At 69.4% G+C, this 13547-nt stretch carries 14 protein-coding genes; 6 read left to right on the top strand and 8 right to left on the bottom strand.

Annotated features, from left to right (window positions below; all coding sequences use genetic code 11):
• The first annotated feature begins 37 nt into the window (after positions 1–37).
• The 3 genes from pobA (at position 38) to hppD (ending at position 3228) form a co-directional block, all read left to right on the top strand.
• The gene (gene pobA, locus FG99_RS22620; RefSeq protein ID WP_043272422.1) at positions 38–1222 is read left to right on the top strand and encodes a 4-hydroxybenzoate 3-monooxygenase; all 1185 of its coding nucleotides are present in this window, start codon (positions 38–40) and stop codon (positions 1220–1222) included.
• Positions 1223–1351: 129 nt separating this feature from the next.
• Positions 1352–1981 carry a maleylacetoacetate isomerase gene (gene maiA, locus FG99_RS22615; RefSeq protein WP_043272421.1) on the top strand — a complete coding sequence of 210 codons (630 nt, stop codon included), beginning with the start codon at positions 1352–1354 and terminating at the stop codon, positions 1979–1981.
• Between the two features lie 170 nt (positions 1982–2151).
• Positions 2152–3228: a 4-hydroxyphenylpyruvate dioxygenase gene (hppD, locus tag FG99_RS22610; protein WP_043272420.1), complete on the top strand. Its 1077-nt coding sequence runs from the start codon at positions 2152–2154 to the stop codon at positions 3226–3228.
• Positions 3229–3436: 208 nt separating this feature from the next.
• Here hppD and FG99_RS22605 read toward each other — a convergent pair whose 3' ends face one another.
• Positions 3437–4225 (bottom strand): IclR family transcriptional regulator, encoded by a 789-nt coding sequence (locus tag FG99_RS22605; protein ID WP_043272419.1) that lies wholly within the window; start codon positions 4223–4225, stop codon positions 3437–3439.
• 101 nt (positions 4226–4326) lie between these two features.
• On the opposite strand from FG99_RS22605, the gene hmgA reads away from it, so the two are divergent.
• Positions 4327–5616 (top strand): homogentisate 1,2-dioxygenase, encoded by a 1290-nt coding sequence (gene hmgA / locus FG99_RS22600; protein WP_043272418.1) that lies wholly within the window; start codon positions 4327–4329, stop codon positions 5614–5616.
• Between the two features lie 4 nt (positions 5617–5620).
• Entirely contained in the window at positions 5621–6925 is a 1305-nt protein-coding gene (gene fahA / locus FG99_RS22595; protein ID WP_043272417.1) for a fumarylacetoacetase, read from the top strand.
• 217 nt (positions 6926–7142) lie between these two features.
• On the opposite strand, the gene copD is transcribed toward fahA, so the two are convergent.
• The 3 genes from copD to FG99_RS22580 form a co-directional block, all read right to left on the bottom strand.
• Positions 7143–8003 (bottom strand): copper homeostasis membrane protein CopD, encoded by an 861-nt coding sequence (gene copD, locus FG99_RS22590; protein WP_043272416.1) that lies wholly within the window; start codon positions 8001–8003, stop codon positions 7143–7145.
• A 19-nt stretch (positions 8004–8022) separates the two neighbouring features.
• Entirely contained in the window at positions 8023–8388 is a 366-nt protein-coding gene (gene copC / locus FG99_RS22585; protein ID WP_043272415.1) for a copper homeostasis periplasmic binding protein CopC, read from the bottom strand.
• Positions 8389–8708: 320 nt separating this feature from the next.
• Positions 8709–9572: an SDR family NAD(P)-dependent oxidoreductase gene (locus FG99_RS22580; protein ID WP_043272414.1), complete on the bottom strand. Its 864-nt coding sequence runs from the start codon at positions 9570–9572 to the stop codon at positions 8709–8711.
• 161 nt (positions 9573–9733) lie between these two features.
• On the opposite strand from FG99_RS22580, the gene FG99_RS22575 reads away from it, so the two are divergent.
• Entirely contained in the window at positions 9734–10426 is a 693-nt protein-coding gene (locus tag FG99_RS22575) for a Crp/Fnr family transcriptional regulator (RefSeq protein ID WP_043272413.1), read from the top strand.
• A 163-nt stretch (positions 10427–10589) separates the two neighbouring features.
• On the opposite strand, the gene FG99_RS22570 is transcribed toward FG99_RS22575, so the two are convergent.
• From FG99_RS22570 to FG99_RS22555, 4 genes are read right to left on the bottom strand one after another with little or no spacing between them, the layout of a single operon-like run.
• The gene (locus FG99_RS22570) at positions 10590–11843 is read right to left on the bottom strand and encodes an RNA polymerase sigma factor (protein ID WP_081884701.1); all 1254 of its coding nucleotides are present in this window, start codon (positions 11841–11843) and stop codon (positions 10590–10592) included.
• A gap of 9 nt (positions 11844–11852) precedes the next feature.
• Entirely contained in the window at positions 11853–12281 is a 429-nt protein-coding gene (locus FG99_RS22565; RefSeq protein ID WP_043272412.1) for a YybH family protein, read from the bottom strand.
• A 15-nt stretch (positions 12282–12296) separates the two neighbouring features.
• On the bottom strand, positions 12297–13079 hold the full coding sequence (locus FG99_RS22560; RefSeq protein WP_081884700.1) for a DUF899 domain-containing protein: 783 nt from the start codon (positions 13077–13079) through the stop codon (positions 12297–12299).
• A gap of 49 nt (positions 13080–13128) precedes the next feature.
• Positions 13129–13500, bottom strand: coding sequence for a YciI family protein (locus tag FG99_RS22555; protein WP_043272411.1), 372 nt, complete (start codon positions 13498–13500; stop codon positions 13129–13131).
• Between the last annotated feature and the right edge of the window lie 47 nt (positions 13501–13547).

Below are 13547 nucleotides of genomic sequence, written 5' to 3'. Positions count from 1 at the left end.
GACCAGGCCCCGGCCCGCGACGACGAGGAAAACAACAATGAAAACCCAGGTTGCCATCATCGGCGCCGGCCCTTCCGGCCTGCTGCTCGGCCAACTGCTGCAACGCGCCGGCATCGACAACGTCATCCTCGAACGCCAGAGCCCGGACTACGTGCTCGGGCGCATCCGCGCCGGGGTGCTGGAACAGGGCACCGTGGACCTGCTGCGCGAGGCCGGCGCCAATGCCCGCATGGACGCCGAAGGCCTGCCCCACGACGGCTTCGAACTGGTGCTGGACGGCCGCCGCGAGCGCATCGACCTCAAGGGCCTGACCGGCGGCAAGAACGTGATGGTCTATGGCCAGACCGAAGTCACCCGCGACCTCATGGAAGCCCGCCAGGCCAGCGGCGCCCTGAGCATCTACGAAGCCGGCGACGTGCAGCTGCACGAGGTGCAGGGCGAGAAGCCCTACGTCACCTTCAGCAAGGACGGCGAGACAGCGCGCCTGGACTGCGACTACATCGCCGGCTGCGACGGCTTCCACGGCGTATCGCGGCAGACCATCCCGGCGGACAAGCTGAAGATCTACGAACGCGTCTACCCCTTCGGCTGGCTCGGCCTGCTCAGCGACACCCCGCCGGTCAACCACGAACTCATCTACGCCAGCAGCGAGCGCGGCTTCAGCCTCAGCAGCATGCGCTCGGCCACCCGCAGCCGCTACTACCTGCAGGTGGGCCTGGAGGAGAAGGTGGAGGACTGGTCGGACGAGCGCTTCTGGGACGAACTCAAGCGCCGCCTGCCAGCCGACGCCGCGGCGCGCCTGGTCACCGGCCCGTCGCTGGAGAAGAGTATCGCCCCGCTGCGCAGCTTCGTGGTGGAGCCGCTGCAGTACGGCAAGCTGTTCCTGGTCGGCGACGCCGGGCACATAGTCCCGCCCACCGGCGCCAAGGGCCTGAACCTGGCGGCCAGCGACGTCGACGCCCTGTACCGCATCCTGGTGAAGGTCTACGGCGAAGGCCGCGTCGAGCTGCTGCAGCGCTACTCGGAAGTTGCCCTGCGGCGCATCTGGAAGGCCGAGCGCTTCAGCTGGTGGATGACCAGCATGCTGCACAAATTCCCCGACAACGACGCCTTCACCCAGAAGATGCTCGATACTGAACTGGCCTACTTCCTCGACTCCCAGGCCGGGCGCACCTGCATCGCCGAGAACTACGTCGGCCTGCCCTTCGAACGCATCGACTGAAGGCAGCGCGGCGAGCCCCCGAAGGAGCGCGGGGGCTTGCCCTCGGCGGAAAAATTACGCAGAGTGTAAGGCAATTACGAAAACAACAGTGCCCGCCACGACGCGCACGCTGCCTGCGAGTGAGAGTCCATGGACCTCTACACCTACTACCGCTCCACCTCCAGCTACCGCGTGCGCATCGCCCTGGCCCTCAAGGGCCTGCAGCCCCGGCACGTGCCGGTCAACCTGCTGCAGGGCGAGCACCGCCAAGGCGCTTACCTGGCGCTGAACCCGCAAGGCCGCGTGCCGGCCCTGCGCACCGACGAAGGCGAACTGCTGATCCAGTCGCCGGCGATCATCGAATACCTCGAAGAACGCTACCCCGAGCCCGCCCTGCTGCCGGCCGACGCCCTGCAGCGCGCCCACCAGCGCGGCGTGGCGGCGCTCATCGGTTGCGACATCCACCCGCTGCACAACGTCGCCGTGCTCAACCGCCTGCGCGCCCTGGGCATAGACGAAGACGGCGTGAACCAGTGGATCGCCCACTGGATCGGCGAAGGGCTGAAGGCCGTGGAAGCGCTGATCGGCGACCAAGGCTTCTGCTGCGGCCCGCAGCCGGGCCTGGCCGACGTCTACCTGCTGCCGCAGCTGTACGCCGCCCGCCGCTTCAAGGTGGACCTGAGCCCATTCCCGCGCATACTCAGGGTAGAGCGCCTGGCCCTGGAGCACCCGGCCTTCCGCCAGGCCCACCCGGACGTCCAGGCCGACAAGCCGGCCTGAGGAGCGCGTCATGCACAGCCTCGGATTCAAAGTCACCATCGGCGACTTCCTCGCTCGCAGCGTGCGCGGCGTGCCCTGCTCGCCGCCGCGCCAGCCGCGCAGCTGACTCCCCACGACTTTCCGAATCCCGGACGCATACCAGAAGCGCGTCCACCGCGAGGAACACGAACATGGCAGACCTCTTCGACAACCCCATGGGCCTCATGGGCTTCGAATTCATCGAATTCGCCTCCCCCACCCCCGGCGTGATGGAACCCATCTTCGCCAGCCTGGGCTTCACCAAGGTGGCCAGCCACCGCTCCAAGGACGTGCACCTGTACCGCCAGGGCGAGATCAACCTGATCCTCAACAACGAACCCAAGAGCCTGGCGGCCTACTTCGCCGCCGAGCACGGCCCCTCGGTGTGCGGCATGGCCTTCCGCGTGAAGAACGCCCACCAGGCCTACGCCCGCGCCCTGGAGCTGGGCGCGCAGCCGGTGGAAATCCCCACCGGGCCGATGGAACTGCGCCTGCCGGCGATCAAGGGCATCGGCGGCGCGCCGCTGTACCTGATCGACCGCTTCGGCGAGGGCTCGTCGATCTACGACATCGACTTCGAGTTCATCGAGGGCGTGGACCGCCACCCCAAAGGCGCCGGCCTGAAGATCATCGACCACCTCACCCACAACGTGTACCGCGGGCGCATGGCCTACTGGGCGGACTTCTACGAGAAGCTGTTCAACTTCCGCGAGATCCGCTACTTCGACATCAAGGGCGAGTACACCGGCCTGACCTCCAAGGCCATGACCGCGCCGGACGGCATGATCCGCATCCCGCTCAACGAGGAATCCTCCAAGGGCGCCGGGCAGATCGAGGAATTCCTCATGCAGTTCAACGGCGAGGGCATCCAGCACGTGGCCTTCCTCACCGACGACCTGGTGAAGACCTGGGATGCCCTCAAGGGCCTGAACATGCGCTTCATGACCGCGCCGCCGGCGACCTACTACGAGATGCTCGAAGAGCGCCTGCCCAACCACGGCGAGCCGGTGGAAGAACTGCGCAACCGCGGCATCCTCCTCGACGGCACCTCCGAGGGCGGCAGCCGCCGGCTACTGCTGCAGATCTTCTCGGAAACCCTGATGGGCCCGGTGTTCTTCGAGTTCATCCAGCGCAAGGGCGACGACGGCTTCGGCGAAGGCAACTTCAAGGCGCTGTTCGAATCGATAGAGCGGGATCAGATCCGCCGCGGGGTGCTGGAGACGAAGTGAGCCAGACCCACCGCTCCGAAGCGCTCTCGTAGGATGGGTTGAGCTTGCGATACCCATCGGGCCACGGTGATGGGTATCGCTTCGCTCAACCCATCCTACGGAGCTTTGTTTGGCCCCGTAGGGCGCATAACGCCTACGGCGTTATCCGCCATCGTCCCCGGCAACGGTGTTCCGGCCAACGGCGGATAACCGCGAACGGTTATCCGCCCTACTCCGGCCTGCGCCCCGCCATCCGCGCGGTAATCGCTGCCGCCGCTTCCTTGAGCAACTCCGCCGCCCGCCCCTGGGTCTCGGCGCGGAAGGCACTCGCCGCCCCCACCACCGTCACCACCCCCGCCAGTTGCTCACCCACCGCGAACACCGGCGCCGACAGGGCATTCACCCCCGGCATCAACAGCCCATGCACATGGTGCAAGCCGGAAGCCCGGATCTCCGCCGTCTGCTTGTGCAACTCCGCCTCGTCCAGCGCGCCAGGCATGCCCTTCTCCTCCTCGCGCAGCGGCGCGGTCTCGCCGTCGGGCAGGTAGGCGTTGAACACCAGGCCGGTGGACGAGCCCAATAGAGGCAGCACCGAGCCCACCCGGGTGACCAGGGTCACCGCGCGCAGCGGCTGCTCCACCTGCACCACGGTCGGGCCCTTGTTGCCCCACACGGCGAGGAAGCAGGTTTCGTTCAGCTCGTCGCGCAGCGCGCTCAGGTGCGCCATGGCGGCGCGCACCACGTCCAGCCGGCCGATGGCGGCCAGGCCGACGAACAGCGCCTCCGGGCCCAGGGCGTAGTGGTTGGTGGCCGCGTCCTGCTCGGCGAAGCCGCTGGCGATCAGCGCCTGCAGGTAGCGGTGGACCTTGGCCGCGGGCATGCCCACGTGCTCGGCCAGGCGCGACAGCGAAGTGGCCGGGGCCAGGTCGGCCAGGCCCTTGAGGATGTCGGTGCCGACTTCGGCGGCCTGCACTTTCTGGCGTTTCGGCGCGTCGCCGGTGTCCCTGGGAATGGCCATGCAATGACTCGTTCGTCGATGGAGGCGCTGTTATAGCTTGACCCCTTCCGGCGTTCAAATTACGTTATTCGTAATTCGATTACAAAAACAACGAGGTCGCCATGTCGTCCGCCGAATCGCTCACCTACCTGTCGGGTTTCAACAACCAGTTCAGCAGCGAGGCCCTGCCCGGCGCCCTGCCCCACGGGCAGAACTCGCCGCAGCAGGTGCCCTTCGGGCTCTACGCCGAGCAGCTTTCCGGCACCGCCTTCACCGTGCCGCGCAGCGAGGCCCGGCGCACCTGGCTGTACCGCATCAAGCCCTCGGCCAGCCACCCGCGCTTCGAGCGCCTGGCGCGGCAGATTCCCGGCCGCGAACTGGGCCAGGTGAACCCCAACCGCCTGCGCTGGAACCCCCAGGACATCCCCGGCGAGCCCACCGACTTCCTCGACGGCCTGCTGACCCTCGCCGCCACCGCCGACGCCGAGCAGGCCAGCGGCGTCAGCGTGCACCTGTACCGCGCCAACCGCTCCATGGACCGGGTGTTCTACGACGCCGACGGCGAGCTGCTGATCGTCCCGCAACAGGGCCGCCTGCGCCTGGCCACCGAGCTGGGCCGGCTGGACATCGAGCCGCTGGAGATCGCGGTGATCCCGCGCGGCATGAAGTTCCGCGTCGAACTGCTCGACGCCAGCGCCAGCGGCTACATCTGCGAGAACCACGGCGCCGCCCTGCGCATCCCCGACCTGGGCCCGATCGGCAGCAACGGCCTGGCCAACCCGCGCGACTTCCTCGCCCCGGTGGCCCACTACGAAGACATCGACGCGCCGGTGCAGCTGGTGCAGAAATTCCTCGGCGAGCTGTGGGCCTGCGAGCTGGACCACTCGCCGCTGGACGTGGTCGCCTGGCACGGCAACAACGTGCCCTACAAGTACGACCTGCGCCTGTTCAACACCCTCGGCACGGTCAGCTACGACCACCCGGACCCATCGATCTTCACCGTGCTCACCTCGCCCAGCGACACCCACGGCATGGCCAACGTCGACTTCGTGATCTTCCCGCCGCGCTGGATGGTGGCCGAGAACACCTTCCGCCCGCCGTGGTTCCACCGCAACCTGATGAACGAATTCATGGGCCTGCTCCAGGGCGCCTACGACGCCAAGGCCGACGGCTTCGCCCCCGGCGGCGCCTCGCTGCACAACTGCATGAGCGCCCACGGCCCGGACAACGCCAGCACCGTGCAGGCCATCGCCGCCGAGCTGAAACCGCACAAGATCGAAAACACCATGGCCTTCATGTTCGAGACCGGCCGCGTGCTGCGCCCGAGCCGCTACGCTCTCGAATGCCCGCAACTGCAGCGCGACTACGACGCCTGCTGGAGCGGCATGGCCAAGACCTTCCAGAGGAACTGAACCCATGAACCAGGCAGACACCCGCCGCAGCTGGCTCGACTCCGCCAACGGCCACCCCGACTTCCCCCTGCAGAACCTGCCGCTGGGCGTGTTCAGCAGCCCCGGCCGCGAGCCGCGCGGCGGCGTGGCCATCGGCGAGCACATCCTCGACCTGAAGGCGGCGCTGGCCGCCGACCTGTTCGAGGGCGAGGCCCGCCACGCCGCCGAAGCTGCCAGCGGCGCCAGCCTCAACGCCTTCTTCGCCCTCGGCGCCGGCCCGCGCCGCGTGCTGCGCGAGCAGTTGCAGGCGTTGCTGGCCGAAGGCAGCCCGCAGCAGGCGCGGATGCAGGAGCTGGGCGCCAGCCTGCTGCCGGCCCAGGCCAACTGCCAGCTGCACCTGCCGGCCCAGGTCGGCGACTACACCGACTTCTACGTCGGCATCCACCACGCCAACAACGTCGGCCGCCTGTTCCGCCCGGACAACCCGCTGCTGCCCAACTACAAGCACGTGCCCATCGGCTACCACGGCCGCGCCTCCACCGTGGTCGCCTCCGGCGCCGCGGTGCGCCGGCCCAACGGCCAGACCCTGGCGCCGGGCGCCGAGGCCCCGGGCTTCGGCCCGAGCAAGCGGCTGGACTACGAACTGGAGCTGGGCATCTGGATCGGCCCGGGCAACGAGATGGGCGAGGCCATCGGCATCGGCCAGGCCGAGCAGCACGTGGCCGGCTACTGCCTGCTCAACGACTGGTCGGCGCGCGACGTGCAGGCCTGGGAATACCAGCCGCTGGGCCCGTTCCTGGCGAAGAACTTCGCCACCAGCGTGTCGCCCTGGGTGGTCACCGCCGAGGCCCTGGCGCCGTTCCGCAAGGCCCAGCCGGCGCGCCCGGAAGGCGACCCGCAGCCGCTGCCCTACCTGCTGGACGAGCACGACCAGGCCCATGGCGCGTTCGACATCCAGTTGGAAGTGCTGCTGCAGACCGCCGCCATGCGCGAGCAGGGCATCGAGCCGCTGCGCCTGGCGCTGAGCAACACGCAGAACATGTATTGGACGGTGGCGCAGATGGTCGCCCACCACAGCGTCGGCGGCTGCAAGCTGCAGGCCGGCGACCTGTTCGGCTCCGGCACCCTCTCCGGGCCCGCGCCGGAAGCCTTCGGCAGCCTGCTGGAGAGCACCTTCGGCGGCAAGCAGCCGCTGCAGTTGCCCGGCGGCGAGCAGCGCACCTTCCTACAGGACGGCGACGAAGTGATCTTCCGCGCCTGGTGCGAACGCGAAGGCTACCCGCGCATCGGCTTCGGCGAGTGCCGCGGAGTCATCCTGCCGGCGCGTTGAAACACCTGTTCGCGGTTATCCACCGATACACCGGGGCCTCAGCCAACGCTCAGGTCAACCCCGGAGCCGCCGGGAACCAAGGCCAAACGGCGGATAACGCCGTAGGCGTTATGCGCCCTACGCCAGGCCCGACCTTGACGTAGGGCGAATAACCGTTCGCGGTTATCCGCCGCCTGACCTTGGCCCCGCATCGCGCGGAGCCAACCTTGGCGTCCCTCTACCCCGCCGGTGACAACGTCCCCAACAGCGACACGACGGCCACCGCCGCGAGCCCGCACACCCACTCCAGCACCACGCTGCGCCGCAGCGCCAGCAGGCGCTTCTCACGGAAGGCCAGGGCCACGCGGTTGAGCAGCGCCAGGGCGAGCATCCCCGCCACCAGCAGCAGCTTGATCGTCAGCACCAGCCCGAAGGTGGAAGTGCGCGGGTCCGGCCATTGCCCGACCAGCGCCCAGACGTTCACCAACCCGCTGGCCGCAACCCCGGCCACCAACAGGTAGCCGACGCCACTGAAGCGCCGCAGCGCCTCGCCATGGGTGGAATCCGGCGCGCGGTACAGCAGCGCCGCCAGCAACAGCAGGCCGCCGAGCCAGGCGCCGGCGCAGAGCAGGTGCAGCGCCTGGTTGAGCATCAGCCCGACGCCGGCCCAGCCGTCGAGCATGGCGCCATGGCCTACCGGGGCCAGGCTGGCCAGCACCGCGCCGGCCAGCAGCACGCGCAGCGGGTTGTCCGCCGACAGCGGCAGGCACAGCGCAACCAGCAGCGCGACGTTCGCCAGCAGGTGCCAGGCCCAGACCTGGCCGAAGAAGGTCTGCCCCAGCACCAGCCGCAGCGTCGGCCCATCCAGCGCGGCGGACCAGTCGCCGGCCATGCTCGCCGCCACCAGGCCGAGCCAGGCCAGGCCGCCGAGCAGCGCCAGCGCGGCGGCGATGCGTTGCCCAGCGAGCACGTGGCCGTCCAGCGCAGCGAGCACGGCGGGCTCCTGGCGGCGCAGCACCGCACGGAACAGCGCCACGCCGAACAGCGTCAGGGTCAGGGCGAGATGCAGGAAACGGCAGAAAACCAGGGCGTCATCCATGGCGGATGCGGCTCATGGTTCAGGGCGCGACCTTGAAGGCGTAGCTGCCGTTGCTCTTGTGGGTGTCCACCGAAACAGCGTGCCATTCCACCTTGTACTCGCCGGCGGGCAGCGGCTGGTCGAAGGTCACCACCAGCACCTTGGCGTCGCCCTCGGTGGTGGCGATGCCGGCCACCTTCACGGCCTTGCCGTCGGCGGCGGTGACCGTGACCTTGGTGAACTTCGCCTCGACGCCCTCGGAGAAGGTCAGGCGCAGCTCCCTGGGGGCGGCGGCGGTGCTGTCGGCGGCGGGGGTTTCGCTCTTCAGGTGGGCGTGGGCGAAGACGGCGGGGGCGTTGAGAAGGGCGAGCAGGCCAAGGGTGGCGAACAGGGGGGAACGGCGCATGGCGGGACCTCGAATGGATTGCGGCGCCCGGCAGCTTAGCAAACCCGGCAGCTTAGCAAAGAGGTTGGGAGTGTAGGGGGTTGGTTCTTGCTGGTGGCTTTGGAGCGGTGGTTTTACTCCGCCCCTCTCCCTAACCCTCTCCCTGAAGGGAGAGGGGACCGTTCGGCATGCTTGGGCACTCCTGAGTCAGCCGGCGAACGCCATTCTCTCCGCCGGCACGGACAAGCCCCCTCTCCCTTCAGGGAGAGGGCTGGGGAGAGGGCGCTCTAGAACCCAGCCACCCAACGCCCCTGGAAGCACCATTCGCGAGCAAGACAACATCACCCCTGCAACCGACTCACATCCCCCGGATCGATAGAAGCCCCAGCCCCCAACTCCTCCCGCTGCTGCGCCAGACGCGCGCCCTCCTGCGCAACCAGCGCAAAAAGCTTCTCCGGATCAGCCTGCCGCAGTTGCAAGGCCAGCTTCTCCATCCCCTCGGCCACCACGATGTCGTGCTGCCGCGCAGCCAGGCCGGCGAGGATGGTCTGGGCCGCCACCGCCGGGTCGATGCCGTTGTCGATGTTGGTGTCCGAACGGCCGCGCTGGGTGCCGTTGCCTTCCAGGGAATTCAGCGCGATGGCGGTGCGCACCGAGCCCGGCAGGATCACGCTGACGCCGATGCCGTAGGCCGCCTCCACTTCCGCGCGCAGCGCCTCGAAGTAGCCGACCACCGCGTGCTTGGCGCCGCAGTAGCCGGTGCGCAGCGGCGCGCCGACCTTGCCGGCCACCGAGCTGACCACCGCCAGTTGCCCGCCGCGCTGTTCCACCAGGCGCGGCAGCAGGGCCTGGGTCAGGGCCACGGGGGCCAGGTAGTCCACTTCCATCAGTTGGCGGTAGACCGCAAGGCCGGTATCCAGGGCCAGGCTGCGCTGGCTGACGCCGGCGTTGTTCACCAGCAGGTCGATGCGCCCGCGCCAGGCCCAGGCCTGCTCCACCAGGGCCGGCAGGCGCTCGTAGTCGGTGCTTTCGAAGGGCAGCACCAGGGCCCGCTGCGGGGCGCGTCCGGCCAGCGCCTGCAGGGCCTCGACGCGGCGGCCGGAGAGGATCACCTCGGCGCCCTGCTCCAGCAATGCCAGCGCCAGCGCCTCGCCGATGCCGGAAGAGGCGCCGGTTATCCACACTACCTTGGCTGCGAAACTCATCTTGTTGTTCTCCTTGGCCTGCGGGCGCACGCCGCCCGCGCTGCCAGGCAGGCTAGGCCAGCGCGCGGCGCAGGACTGCCGGAAACCCGACAATTGGCCCTGGCTTGCAGCGGCCGGGCAAGGCGGTCAAAGTGCCTCGACCCACTGCCCGAACCCGCCCCATGACCGACACCGAAGCGCTGCTGCAACAGCTGGACGCCAACCCCTGGTTCGCCCGCCTCGCCCCCGCGGTGCGCCATGCCCTGGCCGCCGAGGGCCGGCGCCTGCGCCTGCGCGCCGGCGAGTTCGTGTTCCGCCAGGGCGACCGCGGCGAGCACTTCCTCACCCTGCTGCAGGGCAAGCTGAAGGCCTCGACCCTGCGCGAGGACGGCAAGGAAGCGATCCTCGCGGTGCTGGAGCCCGGCCACTGGTTCGGCGAGGCCTCGATGCTCGACGGCCTGCCGCGCACCCACGACGTCATCGCCAGCCGCGACAGCGAGGTGCTGGGCGTGGACCAGGCGACCTTCGACCGGCTGATGCTCGACAACGGCTTCGCCCGCGCCGTCTGCGTGCTCCAGGCGCAGCACACGCGCCTGGTCTACCGCCTGCTGGAAGACGCCATGCTGCGCTCCACCCGTGCCCGCATCGCCAGCCGCCTGGAACAGCTGGCGCGCGGCGACGGCAGCATCGACGGCGAGCAGCGCCAGCTGGTGCGCATCAGCCAGGACGAGCTGGCGATGATGCTCGGCATCAGCCGCCAGACGCTGTCCCTGGAACTGCGCGAACTGGTGGCCGGCGGCGCGCTGGAGCTGGGCTACCGGCAGCTGCGCATCGTCTCGCTGGAGCGGCTGCGGGAGATGGCGGCGCAAACGTAAAGGATGGGCTGGGCGTAGGGTGTATAACCGTTCGCGGTTATCCGCCGTTTGGCCCAGGTCACAGCCACGCTAAGGTCAGCCTTGGAGCCGCCTGGACCACGGTCAAACGGCGGATAACGCTGTAGGCGTTATGCGCCCTACGTCGTGGTCGAGCTTGGTGCGGTTACGTTTCCAACTCCCGCAGGCGCTGTTCGAGGAAGCGTCGTTCCGGTTCCAGGCGCGTCAGCGTTAGCGCGCGCTGGTAGGCCTCGCGGGCCTCGGCGGGGCGGTCCAGGCGTCGGCAGAAGTCGGCGCGGGCGGCGTGGGCCAGGTGGTAGTCGGCCAGTTCGCCGCGGGCGAGGATGGCGTCCACCGCTGCCAGCCCGGCCTGGGGGCCGTCGCGCATGGCCAGGGCCACGGCGCGGTTGAGTTCCACCACCGGCGAGGGCTGCAGTTGCAGCAGCGCGTCGTACAGCGCCAGCATCCGCGGCCAGTCGGTGCTGGCCAGGTCCGCCGCCTCGGCGTGCACCGCGGCAAGGGCCGCCTGCAAGGTGTAGGAACCGAAGCGGCGGCTGGCCAGGGCCAGGCCGACCAGGCGCTGGCCCTCGGCGATCAGCCCGGCGTCCCAGCGCGAGCGGTCCTGATGCTCCAGCAGCACCAGCTCGCCGTGCTCGTCGCTGCGCGCGGCGCGCCGCGATTCCTGCAACAGCATCAGCGCCAGCAGGCCCAGCACTTCCGGCTCCGGCAACAGTTCCAGCAGTTGCCGGCCCAGGCGGATGGCCTCGGCGCAGAGGTCGGCGCGGGTCAGAGATTCGCCGCTGGAGGCCGCGTAGCCCTCGTTGAACACCAGGTACACTACGCGCAACACGCTGGCCAGGCGGTGAGGCAACTCGGCCGGCTCCGGCACCTGGTAGGGAATGCGCGCATCGCGAATCTTCTGCTTGGCGCGGACGATGCGCTGGGCGATGGTCGCGGGCTGCACCAGAAAGGCCCGGGCGATTTCCTCGGTGCGCAGGTCGCAGACTTCGCGCAGGGTCAGCGCCACCTGGGCGTCGGCGGCCAGCGCCGGGTGGCAGCAGGTGAACACCAGGCGCAGGCGGTCGTCCTCCAGGCCTTCGTGCTCGGCCTCTTCCTCGCCCTGGGCGTCGATCTCCAGCTGGCGGGCGATCTGCTCCAGCGAGGCGTCGAAGCGCACCCGCCGGCGCAGGTGGTCGATGGCCTTGAAGCGCCCGGCGGAGACCAGCCAGGCCCGCGGGTTGTGCGGCAGGCCATCGCGCCCCCACTGCTCCACGGCGGCGGCGAAGGCGTCGTGCAGCGCTTCCTCGGCGCGGTCGAAGTCGCCCAGCAGGCGGATCAGCGTGGCCAGCACGCGCCGCGATTCGCGGCGGTAGATTTCATCCACCACGTCCCGCAGCGAAGGCGGCGCGTAGTCATGCATGCGGCCGGCTCATGGCTGGGCGTCGAACAGCAGCTGCCCGGTGTGCATGTCGAAGGGGATGGAGAAATGCTCGTGGACGATCTTCCATTCCCCATCCACCCGCCGCAGGCCGAAGCTCGCCCGCGCCCAGGAGGCCTTCTCCTCGCCCTTCTCGTCCTTGCCGCCGCAGTACGACAGGTAGTGGCCGAAGGCGACGTCGCCGCCCTGCTCCACCGCCAGGTGGTGGCGCTCGAAACGCGTCTGCTGGCAGGCCTGCAGGCAAGCGCGCCAGTGCTGCGCGTAGGCCTCGCGGCCGACGAACTGCAGCTGGGCCACGGCGTCGAAGGCCAGCACGTCGTCGCTGTAGTGGCGGACGATGGCCGCCACGTCGCCGGCCTGTACCGCTTCCAGCCAGCCGTCCAGCAGGCGCTGGATGGCCGGGTCGATGGGACTTCCCATGGCGATTCCTCCTCTTCAGGATGCGCAGCAGCCGTGCGGCGGTCGCTCGTCGTCGTAGCGGTCATGGTAGCGCAGCCAGTTCATGCCCTTGCCGTCGAGGTCGGCCATGCCGCCCCAGCCCTCGCCACGGCCCAGGGGCGTGAGGTCGAGCAGGTGGTAGGTGAACAGCGGCGCCTCCAGCCCGCGGCCGTAGGCGGAGTAGCTGTGGTAGACGCTGTCGCCGTCGCGCAGGAACACGCTCATCCCCGGCTGCTCGCCCTGGATGTGGTAGTCCTGGCCCAGGCGCCGCAGTTCGTCCAGGTCGCGGTAGTTGTATTCGATCGGCGCCACCTTCTCGTCGAGGGTGACGTGGAAGTCGTAGTTGAAGTCGCTGCCGAAGGACGAGTACCAGGGCAGCCGCCAGCCCATGCGCGCGCGGAACGGCGCGATCTCCGCCAGCGGCGCGCGGGACACCAGGGCCAGGGTGGTGCCGCGGGCGTGCAGGTGCTCCAGGCGGCCGAGGTTGTCGACCAGGAAGGAGCAGCCCTCGCAGCCCTCGCCACGGTCGCGGTGGAACATGAAGTGGTAGACGATCAGCTGCGGCCGCCCCTCGAACAGGTCGAGCAGGCGCAGCGGGCCGTTGGGGCCTTCGAAGCGGTAGTCCTTGTCGATGCGCACCAGCGGCAGCTTGCGCCGCTCGGCGTTGAGGGCGTCGCGGGCGTGGGTGGCCTCGCGCTCCAGCCGCCACAGGCGCTTGCGCGCGGCCAGCCAGTCTTCGCGGGGCACCACGGGCGGCAGGGTGAAGTTGTCGATGCTCATGCTTGGCTCTCCTCTTCGAGCGGCTCGCCGCCGCGGCGGATGGCGGGGCTCAGCCCTGGGCGGCGAAGTGCTGCTCCCAGTCGCGGATCGGCCGCACCTCGATGCAGCCCAGGCGCCCCGGCGGGATCTTCGCGGCGATCTGGATGGCCTCGTTGAGGTCGCGCGCCTCGATCAGGTAGAAGCCGCCGAGCTGCTCGCGGGTCTCGGCGAAGGGCCCGTCGGTGACCGACAGCTGGCCGTCGCGGTGGCGCAGGGTGGTGGCGCTGTCCACCGATTGCAGGGCCTCCACCGCCAGCAGCTGGCCGCGCTCGCGCAGCTGCTGCTCGTAGCCCAGGCACTCTTCCACCACGGCGCGGTAGTCATGGGCGGGCAGATGCGCGGCGGCTTTCTCGTCCAGGTAGATCAGGCACAGGTATTTCATCCTCGGCTCCTCCGGCGGTGGGACGCAGATACCTATAGTCGCGCCGG

The sequence above is a fragment of the Pseudomonas sp. AAC genome (assembly GCF_000725445.1).
Taxonomy (GTDB): domain Bacteria; phylum Pseudomonadota; class Gammaproteobacteria; order Pseudomonadales; family Pseudomonadaceae; genus Pseudomonas; species Pseudomonas citronellolis.
Note: the sequence above shows the minus strand (reverse complement) of the source record. Positions and strands in the feature narration are given on the sequence as shown.